This window comes from Sphingomonas sp. BRN-1R (assembly GCF_057748035.1).
Genome location: NZ_CM173236.1, coordinates 3053471 through 3078673, shown reverse-complemented (window position 1 = coordinate 3078673; position 25203 = coordinate 3053471). Strand labels below are relative to the sequence as shown.

Annotated in this window: 28 protein-coding genes and 1 tRNA gene; 18 read left to right on the top strand and 11 right to left on the bottom strand. The window is 67.9% G+C overall.

What is annotated here, in order from left to right; genetic code table 11:
* Positions 1-243: 243 nt before the first annotated feature.
* Positions 244-1095: an N-formylglutamate amidohydrolase gene (locus AC3ANX_RS14415; RefSeq protein WP_488336960.1), complete on the bottom strand. Its 852-nt coding sequence runs from the start codon at positions 1093-1095 to the stop codon at positions 244-246.
* Positions 1096-1203: 108 nt separating this feature from the next.
* Between AC3ANX_RS14415 and cpdR the strand changes: the two genes are divergently transcribed.
* The 6 genes from cpdR (at position 1204) to AC3ANX_RS14385 (ending at position 5212) form a co-directional block, all read left to right on the top strand.
* Entirely contained in the window at positions 1204-1578 is a 375-nt protein-coding gene (gene cpdR, locus AC3ANX_RS14410) for a cell cycle two-component system response regulator CpdR (protein ID WP_488333952.1), read from the top strand.
* 81 nt (positions 1579-1659) lie between these two features.
* Positions 1660-1734, top strand: a tRNA-Val gene (locus AC3ANX_RS14405).
* A 169-nt stretch (positions 1735-1903) separates the two neighbouring features.
* The gene (locus tag AC3ANX_RS14400; RefSeq protein ID WP_488333951.1) at positions 1904-2155 is read left to right on the top strand and encodes a hypothetical protein; all 252 of its coding nucleotides are present in this window, start codon (positions 1904-1906) and stop codon (positions 2153-2155) included.
* Entirely contained in the window at positions 2152-2919 is a 768-nt protein-coding gene (locus tag AC3ANX_RS14395) for a histidine phosphatase family protein (RefSeq protein WP_488333950.1), read from the top strand. The genes AC3ANX_RS14400 and AC3ANX_RS14395 overlap by 4 nt, the downstream gene beginning before the upstream one ends.
* Positions 2916-3794 (top strand): NAD(P)H-hydrate dehydratase, encoded by an 879-nt coding sequence (locus tag AC3ANX_RS14390; RefSeq protein ID WP_488333949.1) that lies wholly within the window; start codon positions 2916-2918, stop codon positions 3792-3794. Before AC3ANX_RS14395 ends, AC3ANX_RS14390 begins: the two co-directional genes overlap by 4 nt.
* A complete protein-coding gene (locus AC3ANX_RS14385) occupies positions 3788-5212 on the top strand; it encodes a glycoside hydrolase 5 family protein (protein ID WP_488333948.1) in 1425 nt (474 codons plus the stop codon). Before AC3ANX_RS14390 ends, AC3ANX_RS14385 begins: the two co-directional genes overlap by 7 nt.
* Positions 5213-5300: 88 nt before the next feature.
* On the opposite strand, the gene AC3ANX_RS14380 is transcribed toward AC3ANX_RS14385, so the two are convergent.
* A complete protein-coding gene (locus tag AC3ANX_RS14380) occupies positions 5301-5444 on the bottom strand; it encodes a hypothetical protein (protein ID WP_488333947.1) in 144 nt (47 codons plus the stop codon).
* 3 nt (positions 5445-5447) lie between these two features.
* On the opposite strand from AC3ANX_RS14380, the gene glf reads away from it, so the two are divergent.
* Positions 5448-7685 (top strand): UDP-galactopyranose mutase, encoded by a 2238-nt coding sequence (gene glf, locus AC3ANX_RS14375; protein WP_488333946.1) that lies wholly within the window; start codon positions 5448-5450, stop codon positions 7683-7685.
* A 4-nt stretch (positions 7686-7689) separates the two neighbouring features.
* Here the strand turns inward: glf and AC3ANX_RS14370 are convergent, their stop codons facing one another.
* Positions 7690-8538, bottom strand: coding sequence for an MBL fold metallo-hydrolase (locus AC3ANX_RS14370; RefSeq protein WP_488333945.1), 849 nt, complete (start codon positions 8536-8538; stop codon positions 7690-7692).
* Positions 8539-8695: 157 nt separating this feature from the next.
* Here AC3ANX_RS14370 and AC3ANX_RS14365 point away from each other — a divergent pair, with 157 nt between their 5' ends.
* From AC3ANX_RS14365 to AC3ANX_RS14340, 6 genes are all read left to right on the top strand, one after another.
* On the top strand, positions 8696-9160 hold the full coding sequence (locus AC3ANX_RS14365; RefSeq protein ID WP_488333944.1) for a hypothetical protein: 465 nt from the start codon (positions 8696-8698) through the stop codon (positions 9158-9160).
* Complete coding sequence (locus AC3ANX_RS14360) at positions 9160-10263, top strand: patatin-like phospholipase family protein (protein ID WP_488333943.1); 1104 nt, start codon at positions 9160-9162, stop codon at positions 10261-10263. The genes AC3ANX_RS14365 and AC3ANX_RS14360 overlap by 1 nt, the downstream gene beginning before the upstream one ends.
* On the top strand, positions 10260-10745 hold the full coding sequence (locus tag AC3ANX_RS14355) for a DUF2721 domain-containing protein (RefSeq protein ID WP_488333942.1): 486 nt from the start codon (positions 10260-10262) through the stop codon (positions 10743-10745). The genes AC3ANX_RS14360 and AC3ANX_RS14355 overlap by 4 nt, the downstream gene beginning before the upstream one ends.
* Before the next feature lie 66 nt (positions 10746-10811).
* On the top strand, positions 10812-12410 hold the full coding sequence (locus AC3ANX_RS14350) for an MFS transporter (RefSeq protein WP_488333941.1): 1599 nt from the start codon (positions 10812-10814) through the stop codon (positions 12408-12410).
* Between the two features lie 38 nt (positions 12411-12448).
* Positions 12449-13207: an NUDIX hydrolase gene (locus AC3ANX_RS14345; RefSeq protein ID WP_488333940.1), complete on the top strand. Its 759-nt coding sequence runs from the start codon at positions 12449-12451 to the stop codon at positions 13205-13207.
* A complete protein-coding gene (locus AC3ANX_RS14340) occupies positions 13207-13932 on the top strand; it encodes an extensin-like domain-containing protein (protein WP_488333939.1) in 726 nt (241 codons plus the stop codon). The genes AC3ANX_RS14345 and AC3ANX_RS14340 overlap by 1 nt, the downstream gene beginning before the upstream one ends.
* Before the next feature lie 9 nt (positions 13933-13941).
* Here AC3ANX_RS14340 and AC3ANX_RS14335 read toward each other — a convergent pair whose 3' ends face one another.
* From AC3ANX_RS14335 to AC3ANX_RS14320, 4 genes are all read right to left on the bottom strand, one after another.
* Positions 13942-14493 (bottom strand): hypothetical protein, encoded by a 552-nt coding sequence (locus AC3ANX_RS14335; RefSeq protein ID WP_488333938.1) that lies wholly within the window; start codon positions 14491-14493, stop codon positions 13942-13944.
* A 213-nt stretch (positions 14494-14706) separates the two neighbouring features.
* Positions 14707-14982: a hypothetical protein gene (locus AC3ANX_RS14330; protein WP_488333937.1), complete on the bottom strand. Its 276-nt coding sequence runs from the start codon at positions 14980-14982 to the stop codon at positions 14707-14709.
* Between the two features lie 61 nt (positions 14983-15043).
* Positions 15044-15826 carry a transglutaminase-like domain-containing protein gene (locus tag AC3ANX_RS14325; protein ID WP_488333936.1) on the bottom strand — a complete coding sequence of 261 codons (783 nt, stop codon included), beginning with the start codon at positions 15824-15826 and terminating at the stop codon, positions 15044-15046.
* Positions 15827-15907: 81 nt separating this feature from the next.
* A complete protein-coding gene (locus AC3ANX_RS14320; RefSeq protein ID WP_488333935.1) occupies positions 15908-16642 on the bottom strand; it encodes a Bax inhibitor-1/YccA family protein in 735 nt (244 codons plus the stop codon).
* Between the two features lie 125 nt (positions 16643-16767).
* Between AC3ANX_RS14320 and thpR the strand changes: the two genes are divergently transcribed.
* Positions 16768-17307, top strand: a complete 540-nt coding sequence (gene thpR / locus AC3ANX_RS14315; protein ID WP_488333934.1) for an RNA 2',3'-cyclic phosphodiesterase — start codon at positions 16768-16770, stop codon at positions 17305-17307.
* Between the two features lie 10 nt (positions 17308-17317).
* Here the strand turns inward: thpR and AC3ANX_RS14310 are convergent, their stop codons facing one another.
* Positions 17318-18142, bottom strand: coding sequence for a L,D-transpeptidase (locus tag AC3ANX_RS14310; protein ID WP_488336959.1), 825 nt, complete (start codon positions 18140-18142; stop codon positions 17318-17320).
* A gap of 59 nt (positions 18143-18201) precedes the next feature.
* Positions 18202-18513 (bottom strand): hypothetical protein, encoded by a 312-nt coding sequence (locus AC3ANX_RS14305; protein WP_488333933.1) that lies wholly within the window; start codon positions 18511-18513, stop codon positions 18202-18204.
* A 193-nt stretch (positions 18514-18706) separates the two neighbouring features.
* On the opposite strand from AC3ANX_RS14305, the gene AC3ANX_RS14300 reads away from it, so the two are divergent.
* Positions 18707-19975: a dipeptidase gene (locus AC3ANX_RS14300; protein ID WP_488333932.1), complete on the top strand. Its 1269-nt coding sequence runs from the start codon at positions 18707-18709 to the stop codon at positions 19973-19975.
* Between the two features lie 137 nt (positions 19976-20112).
* On the opposite strand, the gene AC3ANX_RS14295 is transcribed toward AC3ANX_RS14300, so the two are convergent.
* Entirely contained in the window at positions 20113-20289 is a 177-nt protein-coding gene (locus AC3ANX_RS14295) for a hypothetical protein (RefSeq protein ID WP_488333931.1), read from the bottom strand.
* Between the two features lie 129 nt (positions 20290-20418).
* Positions 20419-20988 (bottom strand): ferritin-like domain-containing protein, encoded by a 570-nt coding sequence (locus AC3ANX_RS14290; RefSeq protein ID WP_488333930.1) that lies wholly within the window; start codon positions 20986-20988, stop codon positions 20419-20421.
* 179 nt (positions 20989-21167) lie between these two features.
* On the opposite strand from AC3ANX_RS14290, the gene otsB reads away from it, so the two are divergent.
* The 3 genes from otsB to otsA are packed head-to-tail and all read left to right on the top strand — an operon-like array spanning position 21168 to position 25125.
* A complete protein-coding gene (otsB, locus tag AC3ANX_RS14285) occupies positions 21168-21923 on the top strand; it encodes a trehalose-phosphatase (protein ID WP_488333929.1) in 756 nt (251 codons plus the stop codon).
* Positions 21920-23740 carry a glycoside hydrolase family 15 protein gene (locus AC3ANX_RS14280; protein ID WP_488333928.1) on the top strand — a complete coding sequence of 607 codons (1821 nt, stop codon included), beginning with the start codon at positions 21920-21922 and terminating at the stop codon, positions 23738-23740. Before otsB ends, AC3ANX_RS14280 begins: the two co-directional genes overlap by 4 nt.
* The gene (gene otsA, locus AC3ANX_RS14275) at positions 23737-25125 is read left to right on the top strand and encodes an alpha,alpha-trehalose-phosphate synthase (UDP-forming) (RefSeq protein WP_488333927.1); all 1389 of its coding nucleotides are present in this window, start codon (positions 23737-23739) and stop codon (positions 25123-25125) included. Before AC3ANX_RS14280 ends, otsA begins: the two co-directional genes overlap by 4 nt.
* Positions 25126-25203: the final 78 nt, after the last annotated feature.

Genomic DNA, 25203 nt, shown 5'->3' with positions numbered 1-25203 from the left:
TGCCGCCTGTGCGCCGTAGCGGCTTTGCGTCTGTCATGAAACTGTCAGAAATCCGCGATTTTCAAGGTTTTTTTGCCGCCGCGTTTTTTCGCCTTGAAGCCCAATATACCCCTGCCTATATTGCGGTTGCGTGGCTTCGTGTCCCCCCTTTCGCGAGGCCATGCGATACGCTTTCAGCGTATCTCCTCCCTGAACCTTGGCCACCGCGTGCTCCGCACGCGGTGGTTTTTTTGTGCGCGCCGGTTATTCCGCGGCGATCGCGGCAGGGCGGGGCAGTGCCTCGTCGGTGATCGCGGCGACGATCCGGCGCAGCAGCGCGGCGGTGCCGGGCAACCCCGGCCCCGGCTGGTCGAGCGCCGCATCGAGGTACAGCGTGCGGTCGAATTCAAGCTGGATCGCGAAGATGCCGGCCGCCGGATTGGCATGCGTCTCGATGATGTGCCCGCCCGCATAGGGTGCGTTGAGCGCGACCGGCACGCCGGCCGCCGCCGCCTCGGCTTCGATCCGCGCGATCATCCGCGCCGGTGCGCTGCGGCCGAAGCGGTCGCCGATCACCAGCCGCGCGGCGTCGCGGCCGAGCGAGGGCATCGAATGCACGTCGAGCAGCACCGCCATGCCGAAGCGTGCCCGCGCCGCCGCCAGCATGCCGGCCAGCGCGGCATGGTACGGGCGGTGATCCTCGACGATGCGCGCCGCGACCTCCGCGCCATCGAGCTTGCGTCGCCAGATTTCGCCGATCGCGCCGGTGCGGCGGGGAATCAGGCCCAATCCGCCGCGCAGCTTGGCCGACGGTGTGGGCGAGGTCTTGGCCGACACGCCCGAGTCGATCGCCGGATCGCGCTCGCTTTCGCTGCGGTTGAGGTCGATCCAGGCGCGCGCGCGGCGCTGCACGATGGTCGGCTCACGCCCGCGCGCCGCCAGCGCCACGGCGTCGATATGCCGATCCTCGAGCGCGGCGAGCAGGTTGAGCGGCGCGCGGATCGCCGCGCGCATCGCCAGCGGATAGTCGCGCCCGGCATGCGGCACCGACAGGATCACCGGCCCCGCCGGCGGGTCTGCGTCGAACAGGTCGAAGGACGAAATCGGCTGCGCCATCGCAGGCAGACTAAGGCCGGGCACGAACCACCGCAATCGCGGCGATGCGGCTGGAAAATGTTAAGGGCTTTGCGCATAGATGCGGGTCTTGAGTTTTGGCGAGACGCGATGATCAGGATCTTGTTGGCGGAGGACGACCGCGTGATGCGCGAGTATCTTACGCGCGCATTGGAACGCTCCGGCTATGCGGTGAGCGGGGTCGATCGCGGCACCGCGGCGATCCCGCTGCTCGAAACCGAGCATTTCGACCTGTTGTTGACCGACATCGTCATGCCCGAGATGGACGGCATCGAACTTGCGCAGCGCGCGGGCGAGATCGCGCCTGATCTGCGCGTGATGTTCATCACCGGCTTCGCGGCGGTCACGCTGAAGGCGGGCAAGACCATGCCGCAGGCGCGCGTGCTGTCCAAACCCTTCCACCTGCGCGACCTGGTGAACGAAGTGGATCGCATGTTCGAGATGGAGCGCGCGAGCGGCGGCTGATTTTTCGTGACAAGCCCGCTTGCGCGAGGGGCAAACCCTCGTTATTGGGCGCGGCTCGCAAGGCTTACGGGCCAAGCGCGTGGGCGTGTAGCTCAGTGGTAGAGCACTGTGTTGACATCGCAGGGGTCGCAAGTTCAATCCTTGCCACGCCCACCATTAAAAGCCCCGCCGGCCAGCAGGTCGGCGGGGCTTTTATGTTCAGGCGCTTCGCTGCCGTGCTGAACTGCGTAACCTGCATCAAGACAGGCGCTTTCCTGCGCCGCGCCGAGGAACCCTGCCGACCGGCACCGGTTCTGCGCGGCAGGATGACACGGAGGCGGCGGGGATGGACATAGCGGCGACATCGGCGATAGAGCGGATCGCGCGGGTGCTGGCGGCGCGGCGGCTCAGCAGCAACGCCGATGGTGTCGATCCGCATGCCGCCGGCCCGGTCAGTACCGCATGGCGCGATCACGTCGAGGATGCGGCTGCGGTGCTCAAGGCAATTCGCGAGCCCGATGCGCAGATGGAGCGCGCCGGCGATATCGCGGTGTGGCAGCGCATGATCGCCGCCGCGCTCGACGGGCACGACGCATGACGGTGCGCTGGCCGGCGCGGCTGTGGCTGGTGCGGCACGGGCAGAGCGCGGGCAATGTCGCGCGGGATCTGGCGCATGAAAGCGGGCTCGCGCGGATCCCGCTCGAGATCCGCGACGTCGACGTGCCGCTGTCGCCGCTCGGCGAGGAGCAGGCGCGTGCGCTCGGCCGCTGGTTCGCCGGCGGGGCGGGGCCGGGGCGTCCCGAGGTGATCCTGTGCAGCCCCTATGCGCGTGCGCAGGCGACCGCACGGCTGTTCCGCGAATCGGGCGGCGCGGCGGCGGACGAGGCGATCTGCTCCGACGAGCGGCTGCGCGAGAAGGAGTTCGGCATCCTCGACGGACTGACCACCGGCGGCATCGCGATCGAGGAACCGCAACAGGCCGAGTTCCGCCGCCTGCTCGGCAAGTTCTACCACCGTCCGCCCGGCGGGGAGAGCTGGTGCGACGTGATCTTCCGCCTGCGCGCATTGCTCGATACCGTGTCGCTCCATTACGGCGGGCGGCAAGTGATGATCGTCGCGCATCAGGTGGTGGTGCTGTGCATGCGCTACATCATCGAGAATCTGTCGGAGGAGGAGATCCTCGCCATCGACCGGGCGGGCGACGTCGCCAATTGCTCCGTCACCGAATATGTCCACGATCCGGCGCTGGGGCGGGACGGTGGCCTCGCGCTGGTGCGCTACAACGTGACCGCGCCGCTTGCGGTTCAGGCCGGCGCACATGTCACCAGCGATCCCGATGCGATGATCGGCGCGCGCGGATGATCGCGCTCGATGCGGCTTGGCGCGCGGCGAACCCGCTCCCGCAACCCGATACCGTCACCGACAAGAATGCGCGCGGGCGACTGTCGATCGTCGGCGGGTCGCTGCGCGTGCCGGGCGCGCTGCGGCTGAGCGGCGAGGCGGGGTTCCGCGCGGGGGCGGGCAAGGTGCAGCTTGCCACGGTCGCACCGGCGGCGTTGCCGCTCGGCATCGCCATGCCCGAGGCGGCGGTGGTGGCGCTGCCCGCCAACGATGCTGGCGAACTGGGTGACGCCGCCTGCGAGGACATCTGCGCGATGATCGGCCGGTGCGACGCACTCGCGATCGGGCCCGGCATGGGAAGTGGCGCGGACGGCGGGCCGATCCTGACCGCGTTGATCGAGCGCGCACCGCGGGTGCCGCTGCTGCTCGACGCGGCGATGCTGCGCTGCGCGGGCGCGCATCATGCCGCTATCAAGGCGCATCCCGGCCCGATCGTGCTGACCCCGCACCCAGCCGAGATGGCGGCGATGATGGGCTGCGACGAGATGCCCGCAAGCGCCGCGCTGGCCGAGGAAGGCGCGGCACGGTTCGGTGCGACGGTCGTGTTGAAGTCGGCCGAGACGTGGATCGCGACACCCGGCGCGCCGACCTTGCACTATGCCGGCGGCGGCCCCGGCCTTGCCACCGGCGGTTCGGGCGACGTGCTCGCCGGCATCATCGGCGGGCTGCTCGCACGCGGCGCGCCTGCGCAGGTGGCCGCGGGCTGGGGCGTGTGGCTGCACGGCGAGAGCGGGCGCGACTGCGCGAGGCGGCTCGGGCGGATCGGCTTCCTCGCGCGCGATCTGCTCGCGGTCATCCCGCGGCTGATGGACGATGCGGAAACCCCTTCGTGTTAGCGCCGCCGGGCGTAGCGACGCCGCTGCCGTGGATCGCGGTAGCCCCCGGATCGCGCTACTTCGTCGACGAGCGCGGCGCGGCATGGACGCCGATCGGCCAGAACGATGCGATCAGTTGGCCCGAACTGGCCGGGCTGTTCCGCCGCCGCGATCTGCCGGGCGTGGAGCGGCACCTGCGCTGGCTTGTGTCGAACGGCGTCACCTGTCTGCGGCTGATGCTCGAATATGCGCAGGTGCGGCACCGCTATTTCGAGCGTCCGGCCGGGCGATTCGTGCCGGCGATGGTGCAATTGTGGGACGATCTGTTCGCCATGTGCGAGCGGGTCGGGCTGCGTATCCTGCTGACTCCGGTCGACACCTTCTGGATGTGGTTGCACTGGCGGCACCATCCCTGGAACCTGACGCAGGGCGGTCCGCTCGATCACCCGTCGCGGCTGCTGTTGTGCGGCGACACGCGCGCGGCGATCAAGGCGCGGCTGGAGTTCGTGGTGCGGCGCTGGGGCGGGTCGGGCGCGCTGTTCGCGTGGGATTTGTGGAACGAGATCCACCCCGCCCAGGCGCAGGACAGCGCCGACCAGTTCGGCGCGTTCATCCACGATCTGTCGTGCCACGTCCGCAAGCTGGAGATGCAACTGTACGGGCGGTCGCACCCGCAGACCGTGTCGCTGTTCGGGCCGGAGTTGATCCTCAAGCCGCATCTCGATCTGCGCGGGCCGATTTTCCGCCACCCGGACCTCGATTTCGCGAGCATCCACATCTACGCGACCGGCACGATCGACCATCCGCGCGACACGGTGCGCCCGGCGCTGGCGATGGGTGCGGTCGTGCGCGAAAGCCTCGCCGAGATCACCGACAGCCGCCCGTTCCTCGACACCGAACACGGGCCGATCCACAGCTTCAAGGACAAGCACAAGACGCTGCCCGAGCCGTTCGACGACGAATATTTCCGACACATGAGCTGGGCGCACCTCGCTTCGGGCGGCGTGGGGGGCGGGATGCGCTGGCCCAACCGCCACCCGCATGTGCTGACCCACGGCATGCGCGATGCGCAACGTGCGATGGCCGCGTTCCTGCCGTTGATCGACTGGACGCGGTTCGCCCCGCGCAACCTCAACGCCGAAGCGAGCGCGCCCGGCTTCCATCTGTTCGCCTGCGCCGACGACGATCAGGCGGTTGCGTGGATGGTCCGGCGGGGCGGTCGTAATGCGCAGGGGATGGTGCCGCAGGACCTGCCGCCGCGCGCGGCGTCGGTCACGCTGCCGGTCGATGGCGAGGCGGAGTGGCGGGTGCGCCTGTTCGATACGCGCAGCGGCGCGGTCAGTGGCGAGCAGCACGTGCGTGCGCGTGGTGGCGCGCTTGTGGTGGCGCTGGGCGCGGTCGGCGCCGACATCGCGATCACGGCGCAGCGGGTGCGCTGAAGACGACAAACGCATGATCTATGTTAAGGCGCTGGTTTCGAAGCGCTTTTCTGGAACCGGCGCGTGACGGCGGAGTTTTGAACTCTGTTCATTCGTCAGCAAGGTTCTTTTCATGAACGATCAGCGCATCGACACATCTTCTTCCCCCGTCGATGCTGTTCGTGAACCCCGGAATCTGCTGCTTTGCTTCAGCCATCTGCGCTGGAATTTCGTCTTCCAGCGGCCGCAGCATCTGATGAGCCGTTTCGCGCGCGACTGGCAGGTGATGTTCTGGGAGGAGCCGCATTATGGCGCCGCCGAGCCGGCGCTGGTCACGACGCCGTGCCCCAAAACCGGCGTCGTCGTCGCGGTGCCGCAGTTGCCGTGGGGCATGGATGCGCAGGCGGAGGCTGCGGCGCTGCGCGGGTTGCTCGACGCCGCCATCGCCGAACGTGCCGCCGCGCAGGTGCTGCGCTGGTATTACACGCCGATGATGCTGCCTTTTTCCGAGCATGTCGCGGCGGAATGCGTCGTGTATGACTGCATGGACGAACTCGCCAACTTCAAGGGCGCGCCGCCGGAACTGCTGCCGCTCGAACAGCGGCTGATCGCGCGGGCCGATCTCGTCTTCACCGGCGGCTACAGCCTGTACGAAGCCAAGCGCGACCGCCACGCGAGCGTGCATCCGTTCCCCTCGGCGGTCGATGCGCGGCATTTCGCGGCGGCGCGCTTCGATGGCGTGACGCCTGCCGATCAGGCGGCAATTCCCGGCCCGCGTCTCGGCTTCTACGGCGTGGTGGATGAGCGCATGGACCTCGCGCTGCTCGCCGCCATTGCGGATGCGCGGCCCGACTGGTCGCTGGTGATCGTCGGCCCCGTGGTCAAGATCGGCGAAGACGACCTGCCGCGCCGCGCCAATCTCCACTACCTCGGCGGCAAGACCTATGCCGAGCTGCCCGATTACCTGCGCGGCTGGGACGTGGCGCTGATGCCGTTCGCGATCAACGAGGCGACCCGCTTTATCAGCCCGACCAAGACGCCCGAATATCTCGCCGCCGGGTGTCCGGTCGTCTCCACCCCGATCGCCGACGTGATCCGCCATTATGCCGCGATCGACGCGGTCTCGATCGCGGATACACCCGAGGCGTTCATCGCCGCGTGTGACGCGGCGCTCGCGCTGGGCGATCGTGACGCGTGGCTTGGTCCGGTGGATGCGATGCTCGCGACGATTAGCTGGGACGCGAGCTATGCGGCGATGGCCAAGCTGATTGCCGGGGTGATCGCCGACACGGCGCCACGCGGCGTGGTCGCGCCCGCGATCTGGACCGGCGAGCGGCCCGCTGCCTATGACGCGATGATCGTCGGCGCAGGCTTTGCCGGCGCTGTGATGGCCGAGCGGCTGGCGGCGGATGCGGGCAAGCGCGTGCTGGTGGTCGATCGCCGTCCGCACATCGCCGGCAACGCCTTCGACCGTCATGACGACGCGGGCGTGCTGATCCACCAATATGGCCCGCACATCTTCCACACCAACTCGGCCGAAGTGTTCGACTATCTGTCGCGCTTCACGCGTTGGCGGCCCTATGAGCACCGCGTGCTCGCTTCGGTCGGCGATCTGCTCGTGCCGATGCCGATCAACCGCACGACGCTGAACCTGCTTTACGGGCTCGACCTCCAGACCGAGGCGGATGCGGCGGCGTTCCTCGCCGCGCGTGCCGAGCCGGTGGAGGTGGTGCGCACGTCCGCCGACGTGGTGATCTCGGCGGTGGGCCGCGATCTCTACGAGACTTTCTTTCAGGGGTACACGCGCAAGCAATGGGGCATGGACCCGTCGGAGCTCGACAAATGCGTCACCGCGCGCGTGCCGACCCGCACGGACACCGACGACCGCTATTTCACCGACCGGTTCCAGGCGATGCCGGCGGAGGGCTATACGCGCATGTTCGAACGGATGCTCGATCATCCGAGCATCGATCTGCTGCTCGGCACCGATTACGAAACCGCCCGCGCCGCGCATCCGCACACGCATCTCGTCTTCACCGGGCCGATCGACGAGTATTTCGGCCACCGTTACGGCAAGCTGCCGTACCGTTCGCTGCACTTCCGCCACGAGAGCGTGGACGCCGTGCAACATCAGCCGGTCGCGGTCGTCAATTTTCCGGCCGAGGACGTGCCCTACACCCGCATCACCGAATACAAGCACCTCACCGGGCAGGTGTGCGATCGGACCAGCATCACCTACGAATATCCGAGCGCCGAGGGCGATCCCTATTACCCGATCCCGCGCGCGGAAAATCAGGCGATGTACAAGCGTTACGAGGCGCTGGCGCTGGCCGAAAGCGACGTCAGCTTCGTCGGGCGGCTTGCCACCTACCGCTATTACAATATGGATCAAGTGGTCGGGCAGGCGCTGGCGACCTATCGGCGGCTCGCCACGCGCTGGGCGGCGCGCGACGGCGTCGGCGAGCCCGAGCCGCGCGCGACGCAGGCCGCCTGAAGCGTCAGAGCGGCGTTCCCGCCACGCAGCGATCGAGTTCGACGGGATCATGCGCGCAGATCACGTCGAGCCGCGGGCGTTCGGCGATCGACAGCGTGCGCAGCCGCGCCTGGTTGGCAAGCCGTTGTTCGCGGCTGACCTCCATCATCGTCTGATAGCCCCGCAACCCCGGCGTGCAGCGCCGCCGCGCCTCGCGCATCTCGCCCCGGTAGAAATAGGCGTCGCCGGCATGGAGCAGCCAGCGGTCGCCGCGATCGATCGCCACGCCGGCATGGCCCCAGGTGTGGCCGGGCAGCGGCACGAGCAGGATCTCGGGCGGCAACCCTTCGAGCCCGCGCACCGCGTCGAAGCCGAACCACGGTTCGCCGGTCGCGCCGTAGCGCTTCCAGTTGCCGATGCCGTCGATCTGCGCCGGGCGATAGCGGTTGCGTGCGACGAAGCCGGTGCGCGGCCCCGTCGCCTCCTGGAACTCGCGGTCGAGCAGGTGGACGCGCGCGTTCGGAAAATCCTCCAGCCCGCCGGCATGGTCGAAATCGAGGTGGGTCAGCACGATATGACGCACATCGTTTGCGGAATAGCCGAGCGCCTCGATCTGCCGGATCGCGGTTTCCTGCTCGCGTAGCTGGATGTTGAGCAGGCCGCGCATGAAGCGGGTGATCCGCGCCGGCGGCGTGTGCGGGCGGTGCACATCCTTGAGGCCGTAGCCGGTATCGACGAGGACAAGCCCGCTCGCGTCGGTTTCGATCAGCAGACAGTGGCAGACCAGATGCCCCAGCACCCCGGCGCTGCGCCCGTCGAACAGCGCGCCGCCGACGGGGCAGTCCGTACCGCAATTGAGATGGTGAATCCGCATGAGCAACTCCCGCGTTCGTGCCGAACCGCTCAACCGCCGCATGACGGGCGCGTTCCGGGCCGTAACCTGCATCAAGACGATTGTCGGTGCGGCCATCGACTTATCTTGCGCGATAGCCGGCTGATCCTGCTCAGGCGCAGCGGACCGCAAGATAAACTTGCATCAATCGCGGCGTTATTTGGCGGGTGAATTGAACGCTATCGCTTTGGACACGTTGACTGCGCACGACACGGTTTCGGGAACGAAGACCATGAACCTTGCAGATCATTTCTGGGCGATCCTTCTCATCGGCGGACCCGTCGTGCTCGTCGTCGCGCTGGTCTGGGCGCGGCTCGCCAACCGCAAGGTGGATCGACGCGACCCTCGTTCGGAAGGGAGCAGCCGCCAACTCTATCGTGAACTCGATGCAGAGGCGCGAGAACACGACGGCCCGCCAGCACCGGCACCGGCACCGGCACCGGCGCCTTTGCCCGCCACCACCGGTGAGCAGCCGAGCCCGAACCTCTCGACCGAGCATCAGCGCCCGGGCGATGCCAAGCGTCCGTCCGACCAGCTCGATCGCGGACAGCCGCCGGCCGCCGATGATGGTGGACGCAAAAGCTCGCTGACGCGCGACACCTGATGGTCGACCGCACGTACGACGTGGCGCTGGTGCTCAGCGGCGGCAACGCGCTGGGTGCCTATCAGGGTGGTGCCTACCACCTGATGCACGAACAGGGGATCGAGCCGGATTGGGTGGTCGGCGCATCGGCAGGATCGATCAACGGTGCGATCATCTGCGGCAACCCGGCCGCGCGGCGGATCGCGCAGCTTCAGGCGTGGTGGCGTGTCGCGGCATCCGGCACCGACCGCCGGGCGCGTGACGCGGATCCGTTCGATCAGGCGCGGCGGACCGGCGCTGCGCTGTGGACGATGGCGACGGGGCGGGGCGGGCTGTTCTCGCCCCGGCATCTGTTCGGGCCGTTGTGGAACCCGTTCGGCAATGCCGAGCCGTCCAGCCTCTACGATACGACGCCGATGCGCGCCTCGCTGGAGGAGGCGATCGACTTCGATCTGCTCAATCGCGGCACGCCACGCTTCTGCGCGACCGCGGTGGATGTGGAGAATGGCGAGGACGTCCTGTTCTGCACCGGTGCGCACCGCATCACTCCCGATCATCTCCGCGCCAGCAGCGCCTTGTTGCCGGCGTTCCCTCCGGTGGAGATCGACAGCCGGTTGCTCGCCGATGCGGGCATCTCCGCCAACCTGCCGCTCGACGTGGTGCTGGGCACACCGCCGGCGCGCCCGCTGCTGTGTATCGCGCTCGACCTGCTGCCGCTGCGCGCACCGCGCCCGCAGACGCTCGGCGAGACGGTGGTGCGCATGCAGGATCTGATGTTCGCGACGCAGAGCCGCCGCGCGATCGCGGCGTGGCAGGCGATCCATGCCCGAAACGCCGACGCCGGAGCACCGGGCATCACGCTGCTGCACGTCGCCTATTCCGGCGCGGCGCGCGAGGTGAGCGGCAAGGCGTTCGACTTCTCGCCCGGGTCGGCCGCCGAGCGCTGGCGCGCCGGCTATGCCGATCTCCGCGCGGCCCTCGCCGCCCTGCCTGCTCTGGAGCCGGTCGTGCCGGGCCTGTCGGTGTTCGCGCTGGACGGGCCGGACCGCACGCTGGCGAAGGTCGAAGCGCGCCTCGCGCCGATGCCGCTCTCCGCCACCATGCCAAGGACCGCAACACGATGATTCACCTCGGCGAGGTTTTGAAAGCAATCGGTCCCAATGCGTCGATCGTGTTCGCCGCATGGATCTTCATGGGGTTCCTGCAACAGCGCTACGATGCCGCGATCGACCGCTACCGCGAGGCGGTCGGCGATTTCCGCTCCAACGACCATGAGGACGAACGCGCCGGCAACCTCAAGGATCAGATCCTCACCTATCTTCAGCGCTGCCGGCTGATGGGGTGGGCGACGTTGCTGGGGCTGATCGCGGCGATCCTGCTGATCGGTTCGCTGATCTTCGGTGCGCTCGACGTGATCGTGCCGCACGTCCCCGTGATCGCGGTGGCGGGGGTGGCGACGTCGCTGGCGGGGTTCGCGCTCGTCATCCTCGCGGCGATGCTGGTGATCGGGGAGGGCTGGATCGTCCACCGCCAGTTGCGCGACGAACTGCGCGACGTGCCGGCGCTGGCGGACCATGCCGGTCCGCGCGGCGGCGGTATCCGCTAGGCGCGACTTCCCCGCTTGCCGCCGCCGTCGCCGACGCTAAACCTCTGCGCGGCAGGGGAGGCGTGCATGGCGACGACGGCAGGAACAGCGGAGGCGGAGCGGCAGCCGACCCGGGGCGAGATTCAACTCGTCATCGCGGCGTCGTCGCTCGGCACCGTGTTCGAATGGTATGATTTCTTCATCTACGGCACGCTCGCCAAATATATCGGGCAGGCGTATTTCCCGACCGGCAACCCCACGGTGCAGATGCTGCTGACCTGGGCGGGATTCGCGGTCGGCTTCGGGTTCCGGCCGCTCGGGGCGATCCTGTTCGGGTTCCTGGGCGATCGGCTCGGGCGCAAATACACGTTCCTCGTCACCATCACGCTGATGGGGCTGGCGACGGCGGGGGTGGGGCTGGTGCCCGCCAGCGTGGCGATCGGCCTTGCCGCGCCGCTGATCGTGCTTGGCTTGCGGATTCTGCAAGGCCTCGCGCTCGGGGGCGAATATGGCGGCGCGGCGATCTATGTCGCCGAACATTCGCCGCCGGGCAAAAGCGGCTTCTACACCAGCTTCATTCAGGCGAGCGTCGTCGGCGGCTTCATCCTCAGCCTGATCGTCGTGCTCACCGCCAAGGCGCTGATGCCTGCCGACGCCTGGGCGGCGTGGGGCTGGCGCGTGCCGTTCGTGTTCTCGCTGGTGCTGCTGTCGATCTCGCTGTGGATGCGGCTGAAACTCGCGGAGAGCCCGGTGTTCAAGGCGATAAAGGAAAGCGGCGAGACCGCGACGAACCCGTTCGTCGAGAGCTTCACCTTCCCCGGCAACCTCAAGCGGCTGTTCGTCGCGCTGTTCGGCATCGCGGCGGGGCTGACGGTGATCTGGTACACCGCGATGTTCAGCGTGCTGGTGTTCCTCGGCACGATGCGCGTCGACGATACCGCCGCGCAGGTGATCGTCGGCATCGGCGCGGCGATGGGGCTGGCGTTCTTCATCCTGTCCGGCCGGCTGTCCGACCGGATCGGCCGCAAGACGCCGATCGTGGTCGGCTATGCGGCGACGTTGCTGCTGCTGTTCCCGATCTACTGGCTGATCGGCAGCGCGGCCAATCCGGACCTTGCCGAAGCCGCACGGCATGCGCCGGTGGTCGTCTCCGGGCCGCACTGCAAATACGATCCGTTCGCCGCAAAACAGCCCGATGCGTGCGGGACTTTGCTCGACTATTTCTCCAAGGAGGGCGTGCCCTATCGCAAGGGCCATACTCCGGTGACGCTGGTGCTGATCGGCGGCGAGGCGGTGCGCGATACCAGCCCGGCCGGGATCGACGCGGCGCTGACCCGCGCGGGCTACCAACTCGACAAGGTGGTGCCCTCGCCCGGCAATACGCTGCTGCTGCTCGCGGGTATCCTCATGCTCGGCGCGCTGGCGGGGCTGACCTTCGGGCCGGTCGCGGCGCTGCTGTCCGAGATGTTTCCGCCGCGCATCCGCTATTCGTCGATGTCGATCCCCTACCATATCGGCACCGGCTACTTCGGCGGTTTCCTGCCGTTCATCAGCCAGTATATCGTCGCGCGCACCGGCAACCCCTATTCGGGCCTGTGGTACACGATGGCGGTGGTGGCGATGGCGCTGCTGGTGACGATCTGGGGCCTGGGCGAAACGCGGACCGGCGCCGCGCAGGTCGACTGAGTTGCGGTAGCCCGCGCCGCTCCCTAGATCGGGCGGCAATGGATGATCCGCAAACCCCGGTCGCCGCAGCGACGCTGGTGATCTTCCGCGAACGCGCGGACGCCGCGCCCGAGCTGCTGATGGTGGAGCGCGCCAAGACGATGGCGTTCGCGGGCGGCGCGACGGTGTTCCCCGGCGGGCGGGTCGATCCGGGCGATCATGCGCTGGCGGCGGCGTTCGCGGGCGATCCCGAGGACATGGCCGCGCGTATCGCCGCGATTCGCGAGACGATCGAGGAGGCGGGGGTGCCGATCGGCCTTACGCCGATGCCCGATGCGACCGCGCTGGCCCGGCTGCGGGCGGCGCTGCACGGCGGGACGACGTTCGGCGCGGCGCTGCACGCGGGCGGCTTCACGATCGATCCGGCCGTGCTGGTGTCGTTCGCGCGCTGGCTCCCCACGCACCGCAAGCGGCGGGCGTTCGACACGCGCTTCTACCTCGCCGTCCTGCCCGCCGAAGCGCCCGAGGCGGTGGTCGACGCGACCGAGAATGTCCGCCTGTTCTGGGCCAGCGCCGCCGCGACGCTGGCGGATGCCGATGCGGGTCGCCAGCACGTCATCTTCCCGACGCGGCGCAACCTCGACCGGCTGGCGCGCTACGCCAGCTTCGCCGAGGCATGCGCGGACGCGGCCGCCTTTCCGGTCCGCACCGTGTTGCCGTGGATCGAGGATCGCGCCGGCGTGGCGCACCTCTGCATCCCCGACGATCTCGGCTATCCGATCACCGCCGAGGCGGTATCGCGCGCGTTGCGCGGCTGATGCACACCCTCCGCAGCGCCGCGCTGGCGGTGCTGATCGCCGCGCTGCTGCTGGTGGTGATCCTCGCCGCGCTGGCGGGCTTGCGCACCAAGCCCGAAGATCTCCCTTGGACGCCGCTCCACCTCAACCAGCCGGTCGGGCTGTTCACCGGCCGCAAGCTGGCGGGGCTGCGCGACACGCCGCCGAAATGCGAGGCGTTGCTGACCGAGGCGGGTGTGCGCTTCGTCGCGGCGCCGCCGGTGCGCGCGGGGGCGTGCGGCTATGCCGACGGATTGCGCTTCGCGGGCGACGGCGCGTTTCGCATCACGCTCGCGCCGGCCGCGCCGGTGATGGCCTGCCCGGTCGCGGCCGGCTTGGCGATGTGGACGTGGAACATCGTCCAGCCCGCCGCCCAGCGCTATCTCGGCGCGCCAGTGGTCGCGATCGAGCAGCTCGGCACCTACAATTGCCGCCCGATCCGTGGCAGCACGCACACGCTGAGCGAACATGCCAGCGCCAGTGCGATCGACGTATCGGCATTCCGGTTGGCCGACGGCACGCGCATCACCGTCAGCGACGACTGGCGGGGCGACGGCCCGCGCGCGACCTTCCTACACACCGTCCGGAACGGCGCCTGCAAGCTGTTCGCGACGGTGCTCTCGCCCGAGTACAACGCCGCGCACCACAATCACCTGCATCTCGACCAGGCCGCGCGTGGCGCAACGGGCTGGCGCGCGTGCCGGTAAGGTAGCGGATCAGTTGCGCAGTACGCTCGGCTCGACCTTCTCGACCCACTTCGGATAGAACGCCGGCTGCCGGTTCGACCAGCCCGATGCGGTCGCTGCCGCCTCGCTGATCGACTGGAGCAGCTTGCGCCGCAGATCGGGGTGCAGGTGGGGCAGCGCCGCCGCCGAGCAGAACGCGGCAGGCAGCCACGGCCGCACCTCGGCGCCAATCAGCCGTTCGTAGAGGAAGCGGTATGCCGAAAAGGTCGTCAGCCGCCCCTGACCGAGATCGAACGCCGTCACCGTCATCAGCGGCGCGAGGAACGGCTCGATCGCGTCGAGCCCGCTGTCGTCGGGGATCATCGCGCGAATATCGGGAAGGCGGGCGTAGAGCCGCGCCTGTGCGCGAATGCTGGCCGCTTCGACCACATCGCGCGACCAGCGGCTCATCGCATCGTCACGATCGAGCCCGATATCGAGCGAGCGGCGCACATAGCGCTGCGTCGCCGACGCGAACCCTGCGAACTCCTTCATCTCCGCCAGCGTCATCGCACCATTTGCCGGCTTCATGCGCGCACCCATAACCCACCCCGCTCAACCGTGTTGATCGGGGTAAGATGCGCTCGCTTGGTTAACACCGCGCTTAACGCTTCGTCGCCCGATATTCACATCGCATCATGAAAGCTGCTGCGATGCAACAAAGGTTGCGACAAACCGTGGCCGACCCGTAATCATACGGTAACGGAAAGAGCGCTTTTCCGCCCCCGCGGCGGTGCTGCGGGGGCGAAAGCGGGTTCAGGCGGACTTTTCGGCCTGCAATTTTCGCTCGGCATCCTCATCGTATCCGGACGATACCGGAGGCGCGTCGCTGCTGCTCGGTTGCGACGTGGAGGGCGGGTCGCTCGCGTCCATCGACTCGTCCAGCCCGCGATCGAGCTTGGCTTCGGGGTTGGCCGGATCGCGTTCGAGTCGGGCGACGATCGACTGATCCTGTCCCGCATCCTGATTGGGGTGGTGTAGCGGCGTGTCCGTCTCTGTCGTTGCGTCGGGTGCCTTGTTGTCCTCGGTCATGGCCATCCTCCTGGCTGTTACGGGGGTAGAACGGCCGAACCGGGGCTTGCGTTCCTGCGGTTCAATCGTCGAGCCGCACGACCGAGACGTGCTGATGGTTGAGCGTCGCGCGCCCGAAGATCGTCATGAAGGCGATGTCGGTGGCGTCGCGCCCGACCGCGATCCGCACCAGATCGCGCGCGCAGGCCATGCCGGTCGCATCGGCGAGCCGCCACACGCCGTCGAGCCATAGTTCGGCGACCGCATGAAAGTCGGGCGGCGACACGTCCGGCGCATAGGCCGACACGCAGCGCGCCGGAATGCCGCCCGCGCGCGCCAGCGCCACGAGCAGGTGCGCATAGTCGCGGCAGACGCCGTGGCGGCTGGCGAAGGTGGTGAGCGCCGTGGTCGCGCCGGTGCTGCTGCCCGGCTCGTAGCTGAGGTGCTCCGCCACCCAGTCGACCAGCGCCGCCGCCAGCGCACCGCCGCGCAAAGCACCGAAGGTCTGCATCAGGAAGCCCTCGAACTGATCCGACTCGCAATATCGACTCGGCAGCAGGTACGGGATGGTTTCGGCCGGCAACAGCCGCGGCGCGGTGTCGCCGAGCGTGGCGAGGTCCACGTCGCTGCGCGTGAGCGCCACCGTCGCCTGATAGGTCGCCTGGAACCAGCCCTCCGCAAGCGTCCAGCAGCGCTGGCCGATGCCGTCGCTGCCCGGCGTGGCGCGCAGCGGCTCGCGGCTGGTGACGACGAGGCTTTCGTGTTCGAGGATCTGGTCGTGAATTGCCGCCGCCTCGACCAGCAACAGCGTGTCGAACGCGCCGTCGATCGCATAGTCCAGCTCGACGTGGATCTTGAGGCGCATGGAGGGTCTTTCGCGGACAGACGAAAAGGCCCGGCAGGTTTCCCCGCCGGGCCTCGCTTGAGGTTGGTTGCGTCGTGCGGCTTAGTTGCGGTTACCGAACAGGCGCAGGATGAACAGGAACATGTTGATGAAGTCGAGGTACAGGCTCAGCGCCGACATGATGATCGTGTGCTGCTCGGCGCCGGTGCCGGCGACCTGCGCGTACAGGCTCTTGGTGCGCTGCGTATCGTAGGCGGTGAGGCCGGCGAAGATCAGCACGCCGACGAAGCTGATGACCAGCTCCAGCGGGCCCGAGCGGAAGAACATGTTGAGCAGGCTCGCCACGATCAGGCCGACCAGACCCATGATGAGGAACGTGCCCATCGCCGACAGATTGCGGTTGGTGGTGTAGCCATAGAGGCTGAGGCCGCCGAACGCCGCCGATGCCGCGAAGAACGCCTGCGCGATCGCGATCGGCGAATAGACTAGGAAGATCGTCGAGAGCGACAGGCCCATCGCCACCGCGAAGCCCCAGAACATCGCCTGCATCGCGCCCGCCGACATGCGGCCGCCGCCGAAGCTCATGCCGAACACGAAGCCGAGCGGGGCGAAGCTGATGACCCACTTGAGCAGGCCCGGGCCGCCGAACACCTGCGCGGCCATGCCGCTGGCGACGAAGCCCAATGCGACGATGCCGCTGAGCAGGACGCCCGAGAGCATGTAGTTGTAAACAGACAGCATATAGCGCCGCAGACCCGCGTCGAACGCGCCTGCGCGCGCCGCCGAGTCCGCCCCGAAGGGGGAGGCGCTGGGACGGGGATCAGACCAGTTGGCCATTGCAATTCATCTCCTTGACCGGCCAGATGCCGGACTGCACATGCGAATATCGGCTTTTGCGTGGGGGTTTTCAAGCAAATCCGCGTGATTCCGATGTCGTTGTCTTCTGTTAATGACGTGTTGCCATGCACAGACTTTTTGTTGCTCTGCGTCCGCCGCGCGCGGTCCGCGCCCTGCTCGCCGAGACGATGGAGGGGGTCGCCGATGCGCGCTGGCAGGACGACGATCAGTTGCATTTGACGATCCGCTACATCGGCGAGGTCGACCGGCGCATGGCCGAGGACGTTGCCGTCGAACTCGCTCATGTCCACGCCGACGCGATCGAGGCCGCCGTCGCGGGCGTCGGTGCGTTCGACCGGCGCGGGCGGATCGACGCGCTATGGGCCGGACTCGCGCCGCACGATGCGCTGGCGGGGCTCCACCGCAAAGTCGATCATGCGCTGGTACGGCTCGGCCTGCCGCCGGAGGGGCGCGCCTATCTGCCGCACATCACGATCGCACGGTTGCCGCGCACCGCCGATCCGCGCGAGATCGAGACGTGGCGCGCCGCGCACGCCGGCCTCGCCAGCGCGCGGTTCCGGATGGAGCATCTCGTGCTGTTCGAAAGCACGCTCGGCAACGACGGCGCGCGCTACGACACGGTGGCGCGCTGGCCGCTCGGCTGACGCGCGGCGTTCAGTTGGTGGGCTGCTCGACCGGGGTCGGGCTCGGGTTCAGATAGGGAAGCAGGCGCACGCGCGGGAACACGTCCTCGAGCGGCTTGGTGTCCGGCAGGATATACACCACGCCGCCCTTCTTCTGGAGCAACGGCACGACCTGCTTGGTATAGAAGCTGGTGCCGACGTTGATGCAGCCGAAGCTGATGCGGTTATCGTCGGGGGTGGGGGAGAGCAGCCGCGCGACGCGGTGCTCCTGTTTGTGGGTGGTGATGACCGCATGGAGCGCCACCGAATTGGCATAATCGACCCACAGCACGCGGGTATGCCCGAAGGCGCGCCCAAACTTTGCGACGAAACGCCCCGCCGGTGTTGTGCGCTCGGCCGGGCCGATCTGTTCGAGCGACTTCGCGCCGACGCCGGGCGTCGAATCATCGCCGACGCCGATGCCGATCAGCACGGGCGTCTGTCCGACCGGCTCGCCATTCGCCTTGAACAGAAACAAGGTCGCGTTCTGCTTGTCGATGACGATGTACGGGAGCTTGCCGTTGTCATGCTCGGCCGCGACCCAGTTGAGGATGCGTGCGGCGGCTTCGGACGGTGGCGCGACGACGACCGGCGGCTTGACGGCTTGCTTCGCCTTGTCGGCCTTTGGCTTGCCGGCTTTCGCCTTGGCTGAGGCTTTGCCCTTGGGCGGCGTCTTGGGCTTGGCCGCGGCGGCCTTCGCCTTGGCGGGAGAGGGAACGGGCGCCGCCACGGCCGAAAGGCCGGGCGACGCCAACATCGCGAACATCACCACCGGCAAGCCGGTGCGACGCGCATTACCAAACAGCTTCGTCACCATGTCAGCCGTGTGCAACGAAGCGTCCCGTCAATGCAATCGCGTTCAGTACCGTGTGACGATCAACCGCGCGGCCGGCGGGCGCGCCGCTGCTGCTGCTGCTGGATCTGCTGGTCGAGACCATCGACGCGACCGTTGAGCTGATCGATGCGCTGACCGTTCTGCTGCGCCTGGCCGGCGGCGGCCTGCGCCTGGGCGAGCGCCTGGCCCGAAGTGCCTTCGACGGTGTGCAGGCGGCCATCGATGCCGTCGATCCGCGAGTTCACGGTGGCGATCTGTTCGTTGACATATCCCTTGGTGGCGCAGCCGCTGAGCGCGACGGAACCGAGCAGGATCAGGGCGGCTGCGGCAGTCTTTGAAGGCATTACGGGCATATACTTACCTCACACGTCGTTGGAGACGCGCCAGCCAAGCGCAGTCGTTACGGCTTGGCAATTTCGAAAGGGTGAGATGTGCGTCGAATGAGATGAAGAACCTTTCATGCATGGGAATCGCGGAGTCGCAGGCCGCTTGACGAACCCGCCGCGTGGCCCAATGCTGCACCTGCAAACATAAAGGGGTAGCGCAATGGCCATTCGCCGGACTCGATTCGTAACCGCGCTGCTCACCGGCGGCGCGCTGCTGTTCGGGGCGGCAGCGCCCGCCGTCAGCAAGAAAGCACCCGCCGATCCGGCACGCGCGATCCACGAGAAGCTGATCGTGCTCGACACGCATTTCGACACGCCAGCCAACCTCGGCCGCCCCGGCTGGAGCATCATGGACCGCCACACGGTCGAAGCCGATGGCGATCAGGTCGATTATCCGCGCATGGTGCAGGGCGGGGTGGATGGCGGCTTCTTCGCGATCTACACGCCGTCGGGTCCGCGCACGCCCGAGGGCGACCGCGCCGCGCGCGATTTCGGGCTGCAACGCGCGGTACAGATCCGCGAGATGGTGGCGAAGCACAGCACCGTGTTCAGCCTCGCGCTCACCGCCGACGATGCGATGGCGGCGGTCGCGGCGGGCAAGCGGTTCGTGTTCATGAGCATGGAGAACGGCTATCCTTTCGAGGGCGACCTCTCGCTGATGCGCACCTTCCGGGGGCTCGGCGTGACGATGATGGGGCTGGTCCACTTCAAGAACAACGATCTCGCCGATAGTGCGACCGACACGCCCGAGTGGCACGGCCTGTCGCCCAAGGGCAAGGAAGCGGTGGCGATGGCCAACCGGCTTGGCGTGGTGATCGACGTCAGCCACGCTTCCGACGATGTGCTGCGGCAGGTCGTCGCGCTGTCGAGCGCGCCGATCATCCTGTCGCATTCGGGGATGCGTGCGATCCACAACCACCCGCGCAACGTGTCGGACGACGACGCCAAGCTGGTCGCGGCCAAGGGCGGGGTGATCCAGGTCAACGCCTATAGCGGCTATATGGTCGATCCCCCCGCCGCGAGCCCCGCGCGCGATGCCGCGCTGAAGGAGTTGATGGCGAGCTACGAGCATGCCGACACGATGACGGTCACTGAACACCGTGCGCTGGTCGCCCGACGCAAGGCGATCGAGGCGCAGTTCCCCGCGCCGCGCGCAAACTTCGACATGTTCATGGCGCATCTGCTGCATGCCATCAAAGTCGTCGGCATCGATCACGTCGGGATCAGCGGCGATTTCGACGGTGGCGGCGGGGTGGACGGCCTCAACGACATCACCGCCTACCCCAAGGTGACGGCGGCGTTGCTCAAGGCGGGCTATGCTCAGGCGGACATCGCCAAAGTGTGGGGCGGCAACGCGCTGCGCGTGCTGCGTCAGGCGCAGTCGCTCGCCGATCCCGCGCTGTTGCCCAAGGTGCCGGTGACGAACTGACGCGGGCGCTGCGCCTCCGGCCCGTTCGCCGGGGGCGCAGCCGTTACGGCCGGTCGAGCAGGTCGCGTACCTTGGCCGCCAGCGTGCGATAGGTGAACGGCTTGGAGATCAAGTCCACCCCGGGCTCCAGCCGCCCGTCACGCATGATCGCCTCGCGCGTGTAGCCCTAAGGTGAACAGCACCCGGATGCCCGGCTGCGTCACCCGCGCGCGTTCGGGATCGAGCGTGAAGGCGCGAAGACGTTCTTCTACGTGCGCGGCGCCTCCCGCGCGCGCGGGCTTGCCGCTGCGATATTCGGCAAGGCGCCGCAGCAACGGCTATGGGTGGCCGCGATGGAAGGCATATCCGCGCGCGTGCGGGCCGCCGGCGGTTGGGCCGGCACGCCCGAGCGTCACCACGATTTCGTGCCGATGCGGTAGGCGCGCGGGGCCCCAACCCGGACGTTATTTCAGGAACGGCTTGCCCTGATGCGCGACGAGCAGATCGTGCATGTCCGACGCGTGATCCTCCTCATCGGCGAGGATATGTTCGAGCATGATCCGGGTGGTGGGATCGTCGTCACCGAAATAGCGGATCAGTTCCTGATAATGCTCGATCACCAGCCGCTCGGCGATGAGATTGTCCTTCAGCATCTGCACCAGATCGCCGCCGTTGCCATATTCGGTGGCGGAGCGGCTGGCGAGGCCTTCGGGGTTGAGGTTGGGCACGCCGCCGAGCTGGTCGATCCGCTCGGCCGCGGCGATCATGTGCTTGTGCTCGACCGAGGCGTGCTCGGCGAATTCCTCCGCCACGCTCTTGCTGTCGATCCCCTCGGCGGCGATCGCGTGCATCTGGTAGCGCAGCACGCACACCAGCTCGGTCGCGACGACGGTCTGGAGCAGTTCGATCGTCTTCTCCACGTCGCCCTTGTACGACGGCATCACCGCGCCGTCGTCGAGCGACTGGCGCGCGCGGGCGCGCAGCGTCTCGACGTCGGAAAGGAAGGCGGTCTTGGTCGGGGCGGCGGTGGCCATCGGCATGCTCCTGTAAGCGGGTGTCGCGGCTGGGACGCCCGGCCACGGCGGGTAGTTCCACCAGCGAATCATTCTCAGCGCGGGGCTCGTGGGGGAACCTCTTGCGCCGCCGCTCGTCCAACGGGTGTCGCTTCGTACTCGTTGCGTAACGAAGTGCCGCTCACACGAAGGAGAACCGGATGTCCGCCGCCACGGACGCTTTGCTTTTGCCCGCCCCGCCGCGCACTCTGCTCGAGTCCGCCACCCTGTTTCTGGATTTCGACGGGACTTTGGTCGATATCGCCGACCGTCCCGATGGCGTCGCGGTCGATCCCGCGCTCGCCGATCTGCTCGCCGGCCTCGCACGTCGGCTGGGCGGCCGCGTCGCGATCGTCAGCGGCCGCTCGATCGCGCAGCTCGACGCGTTGCTCGGCCCCGTCGCGCAGACGCTCGCGGTGTCCGGCAGCCATGGCTGCGAGCATCGTTGGCACGGCATCTCCGCGCATCCGGTCCGCCCGCAGAGCCTCACCGACGTGGCCGAGGCGATGCGCGCGGCCGCGGCAGCCCGCGACGGCGTGATCGTGGAGGAAAAGAGTTTCGGCGTCGCGCTGCACTTTCGGCTCGCGCCCGCGTTCGAGGCGGAGGCGCTCCTTCTCGCCGAGCGGCTGGCGGCGCGCCACGAACTCGCCACGCAGCATGGCAAGATGATGGTCGAACTGCGCGTCCCCGGCAGCGACAAGGGCGTCGCGGTCGCGCGGCTGATGAAGCGGCCGGAGATGGCCGGAACGGTGCCGGTCTTCATCGGCGACGACCTGACCGACGAGACCGCCTTCGTGGTGGTGCGCGAGCAGGGTGGCCACGGCATCCTCGTCGGGGCGCCGCGCGCGACCGCCGCCGACTATGGCCTGCCCGATCCCGCCGCCGTGCGCGGCTGGCTGGGTGAGATCGCCGCATGACCGCAACGCTCGATCTGTGGCCGATCGGCAATTGTCAGGTGTCCGCGCTGGTCGATCGGGCCGGTCGCTATTCCTGGGGGTGCGTGCCGCGCGTCGATGGCGACCCGGTGTTCTGCTCGCTGCTCGATGACGCGCCAAAGGGTGGCGAGAGCGGCGGCGAGCATGCGCGCGGTTTCTGGGAGATCGACCTCGACGGCACCGTCAGGACCACGCAGCACTATCTGCGCAATACGCCGATCCTCGTCACCCGGCACGAGGACGATGCCGGCAACGCGATCGAAGTCGTGGATTTCTGCCCGCGCTATGTGCGCCACAGCCGCACCTACCGCCCGGTCGCGTTCGTGCGCATCGTGCGGCCAGTGGCGGGCAGCCCACGCATCCGCACGCGACTGCGCCCGGCGCGTGACTGGGGCGGCGCCGATGTCGAGACGACGCAAGGCTCGAACCATATCCGCTACCTCAACAACAAAATGACGTTGCGGTTGACCACCAATGCTCCGGTCGGCTGGATCAAGGAGGAACGGCTGTTCCGCGTCGAGCGGCCGCTGTACTTCTTCCTCGGCCCCGACGAGAGCTTCACCGGCGAGATTCCCGCGACGATCGAGATGATGCTCGAACGCACCGCCGACGAATGGCGTCACTGGGTGCGCGGGCTGGCCACGCCGCTCGAATGGCAGGAGGCGGTGATCCGCGCGGCGATCACGCTCAAATTGTGCCAGCACGAGGAAACCGGCGCGATCGTCGCCGCGCTCACCACTTCGATCCCCGAACATGCCGACAGCGGGCGCAATTGGGATTATCGCTACTGCTGGATCCGTGACGCGTATTACACCGTGCAGGCGCTCAACCGGCTCGGCGCGCTCGATGTGCTGGAGGGGTATCTCGAATATCTCCGCAACATCGTCGACGGTGCGGGGGAGGGCGTGCAGGGTGGGCATATCCAGCCGCTCTACGGCGTCGGCGGGGAGGCGACGCTGGAGGAGCGCGTTGCCACCGGCCTCACCGGCTATCGCGGCATGGGGCCGGTGCGCGTCGGCAATCAGGCGTACGAGCAGATCCAGCACGATGCTTACGGCCAGATCATCCTGTGCAACGCGCAGGCGTTCTTCGATCAGCGGCTGTTCCGTATCGGCGGCGTCGAGGATTTCCGTGCGCTGGAGACGGTGGGGGAGCGCGCGTGGGCGGTGTACGACAAGCCCGACGCGGGCCTGTGGGAATTGCGCACGCGCAGCCACGTCCACACCTATTCCGCCGCGATGTGCTGGGCGGCGTGCGACCGGCTCGGCAATGCCGCCGGCGCGCTCGGGCTGGAGGAGCGCCGCCAGTTCTGGTGCGGGCGCGCCGCTGAAATGCGCGCACGGATCGAGGGCGCCGCGTGGCGCGCAGACGTGCGGCACCTGTCCGCCACCTTCGACGGCGACGATCTCGACGCGAGCCTGATCCAGTTGCTCGATCTGCGCTTCCTCGCGCCCGACGATCCGCGCTTCCTCGGCACGCTCGAAGCGGTCGAGGCGGGCCTCAGGCGTGGATCGAACATGCTGCGCTACGATACCGAGGACGATTTCGGCCTGCCCGAAACCGCGTTCAACGTCTGCACCTTCTGGCTGATCGAGGCGTTGCAGGCGACCGGCCGCACCGCCGATGCGCGCGCCTTGTTCGAGGAGATGTTGGCGCGTCGCACCGCCGCCGGGCTGTTGTCCGAAGACATAGATCCCGCAAATGGCGAATTGTGGGGGAATTATCCGCAGACTTATTCGTTGGTCGGGATCATCAACTGCGCTGTCCTGCTCAGCAAACCGTGGAGTTCCGTACGGTGAGTCGTCTCGTCATCATATCCAACCGCGTCTCCGCGCCGAGTGGCGGGGGTGCGCAGGGTGGCCTCGCCGTCGCGCTGTCCGCCGCTTTGCGCGAAAGCGCCGGCATGTGGTTTGGCTGGTCGGGCGAGGAGACCGAAACCTTCACCGGCAACATCAACTTTCAGCGCAACGAAGGCGTCGCCACCGCGACGATCGACCTCGAAGCGCAGGATATCGACGAATATTACAACGGTTTCGCCAACCGGACCTTGTGGCCGCTGTTCCACTACCGCATCGACCTGGCGGAATACGAGCGCGGCTTCGCGGGCGGCTATGCGCGCGTCAACGCACGCTTCGCCGACACGGTCGCACCGCTGATCGAGCGGGACGATCTGGTGTGGGTGAACGACTATCACCTCATTCCGCTCGGGCGCGAGCTGCGCGCGCGGGCGTGCCGGAACCGGATCGGCTTCTTCCTCCACATCCCCTGGCCGCCGACCCGGCTGCTGCTGTCGCTGCCGAGCCACCGCGAACTGGTCGAATCCTTGTTCGCCTACGACGTGATCGGCTTCCAGACCGAGGATTCGCTCGATGCGTTTCGCGACTACGCGCGCACGCAATTCGGTGCGGAGATCGACGCCGAGGGAGTGATGACATACGAGGACCACAGCGTCCGCCTGATCGCCGATCCGATCGGCATCGACACCGCCGACTTCCGTGCCAGCGCGACCAGCGACGTCGCGCGCGAGCGGTTCGCGCGGATGCGCGAGAGCGCCGACGGGCGCACGATGATGATCGGCGTCGACCGGCTCGACTATTCGAAGGGCTTGCAGGAGCGGTTCCTCGGCTACGAGCGCTTCCTGTCCGCCAACCCGGAACAGCACGGGCGCGTCTTCCTCCTCCAGATTGCGCCGCCCTCGCGCGGCGAGGTGCAGAGCTACCAGGAGATCCGCGCAACGCTCGATTCGCTGTCGGGTCGGGTCAACGGCGAGTTTTCCGACGTGGAATGGGTGCCGATCCGCTACGTCAACAAGGGCTATCCGCGCGCCGAACTGGTCGGCATGTACCGCGCCGCGCGCGTCGCGCTGGTGACGCCGCTTCGCGACGGCATGAACCTGGTCGCAAAGGAATATGTCGCCGCGCAGGATGAGGACGATCCCGGTGTGCTGATCCTCTCGCGCTTCGCGGGGGCTGCCGAGCAGTTGACCGACGCGTTGCTCGTCAACCCGCACAGCCCCGAGGAGGTGTCCGACGCGATCGCCACTGCGCTCGCGATGCCGCTCGCCGAACGCAAGGCGCGCTGGCGGGCGATGATGGACAATATCGAGCAGCAGGACGTGTTCTGGTGGCGCCGGCGCTTCACCGACGTGCTCGAGGCGGCGTCGCATCAGATGGCGGAGGATTGAGGCGGGCGAAGCGCGGGCGCGATCTGCTCCAAAACGGGATAGGTATTAACCGTAAGTCGTGGTGGCCGGAATCGTAAA

Excerpts from the sequence above, each read along its gene's own strand:
- AC3ANX_RS14395 (WP_488333950.1), top strand. The coding sequence starts at position 2,152 with ATGACGGTGCGCTGGCCGGCGCGGCTGTGGCTGGTGCGGCACGGGCAG.
- glf (WP_488333946.1), top strand. The coding sequence starts at position 5,448 with ATGAGCCGTTTCGCGCGCGACTGGCAGGTGATGTTCTGGGAGGAGCCG.
- AC3ANX_RS14380 (WP_488333947.1), bottom strand. The coding sequence starts at position 5,444 with ATGCTGCGGCCGCTGGAAGACGAAATTCCAGCGCAGATGGCTGAAGCA.
- AC3ANX_RS14320 (WP_488333935.1), bottom strand. The coding sequence starts at position 16,642 with ATGGCCAACTGGTCTGATCCCCGTCCCAGCGCCTCCCCCTTCGGGGCG.
- AC3ANX_RS14370 (WP_488333945.1), bottom strand. The coding sequence starts at position 8,538 with ATGCGGATTCACCATCTCAATTGCGGTACGGACTGCCCCGTCGGCGGC.
- AC3ANX_RS14340 (WP_488333939.1), top strand. The coding sequence starts at position 13,207 with ATGCACACCCTCCGCAGCGCCGCGCTGGCGGTGCTGATCGCCGCGCTG.
- AC3ANX_RS14305 (WP_488333933.1), bottom strand. The coding sequence starts at position 18,513 with ATGCCCGTAATGCCTTCAAAGACTGCCGCAGCCGCCCTGATCCTGCTC.
- AC3ANX_RS14400 (WP_488333951.1), top strand. The coding sequence starts at position 1,904 with ATGGACATAGCGGCGACATCGGCGATAGAGCGGATCGCGCGGGTGCTG.
- AC3ANX_RS14310 (WP_488336959.1), bottom strand. The coding sequence starts at position 18,142 with ATGGTGACGAAGCTGTTTGGTAATGCGCGTCGCACCGGCTTGCCGGTG.
- AC3ANX_RS14325 (WP_488333936.1), bottom strand. The coding sequence starts at position 15,826 with ATGCGCCTCAAGATCCACGTCGAGCTGGACTATGCGATCGACGGCGCG.
- AC3ANX_RS14280 (WP_488333928.1), top strand. The coding sequence starts at position 21,920 with ATGACCGCAACGCTCGATCTGTGGCCGATCGGCAATTGTCAGGTGTCC.
- AC3ANX_RS14345 (WP_488333940.1), top strand. The coding sequence starts at position 12,449 with ATGGATGATCCGCAAACCCCGGTCGCCGCAGCGACGCTGGTGATCTTC.
- AC3ANX_RS14335 (WP_488333938.1), bottom strand. The coding sequence starts at position 14,493 with ATGGGTGCGCGCATGAAGCCGGCAAATGGTGCGATGACGCTGGCGGAG.
- AC3ANX_RS14290 (WP_488333930.1), bottom strand. The coding sequence starts at position 20,988 with ATGGCCACCGCCGCCCCGACCAAGACCGCCTTCCTTTCCGACGTCGAG.
- AC3ANX_RS14350 (WP_488333941.1), top strand. The coding sequence starts at position 10,812 with ATGGCGACGACGGCAGGAACAGCGGAGGCGGAGCGGCAGCCGACCCGG.
- AC3ANX_RS14330 (WP_488333937.1), bottom strand. The coding sequence starts at position 14,982 with ATGACCGAGGACAACAAGGCACCCGACGCAACGACAGAGACGGACACG.
- AC3ANX_RS14300 (WP_488333932.1), top strand. The coding sequence starts at position 18,707 with ATGGCCATTCGCCGGACTCGATTCGTAACCGCGCTGCTCACCGGCGGC.
- AC3ANX_RS14390 (WP_488333949.1), top strand. The coding sequence starts at position 2,916 with ATGATCGCGCTCGATGCGGCTTGGCGCGCGGCGAACCCGCTCCCGCAA.
- AC3ANX_RS14355 (WP_488333942.1), top strand. The coding sequence starts at position 10,260 with ATGATTCACCTCGGCGAGGTTTTGAAAGCAATCGGTCCCAATGCGTCG.
- thpR (WP_488333934.1), top strand. The coding sequence starts at position 16,768 with ATGCACAGACTTTTTGTTGCTCTGCGTCCGCCGCGCGCGGTCCGCGCC.
- cpdR (WP_488333952.1), top strand. The coding sequence starts at position 1,204 with ATGATCAGGATCTTGTTGGCGGAGGACGACCGCGTGATGCGCGAGTAT.
- AC3ANX_RS14415 (WP_488336960.1), bottom strand. The coding sequence starts at position 1,095 with ATGGCGCAGCCGATTTCGTCCTTCGACCTGTTCGACGCAGACCCGCCG.
- AC3ANX_RS14360 (WP_488333943.1), top strand. The coding sequence starts at position 9,160 with ATGGTCGACCGCACGTACGACGTGGCGCTGGTGCTCAGCGGCGGCAAC.
- otsB (WP_488333929.1), top strand. The coding sequence starts at position 21,168 with ATGTCCGCCGCCACGGACGCTTTGCTTTTGCCCGCCCCGCCGCGCACT.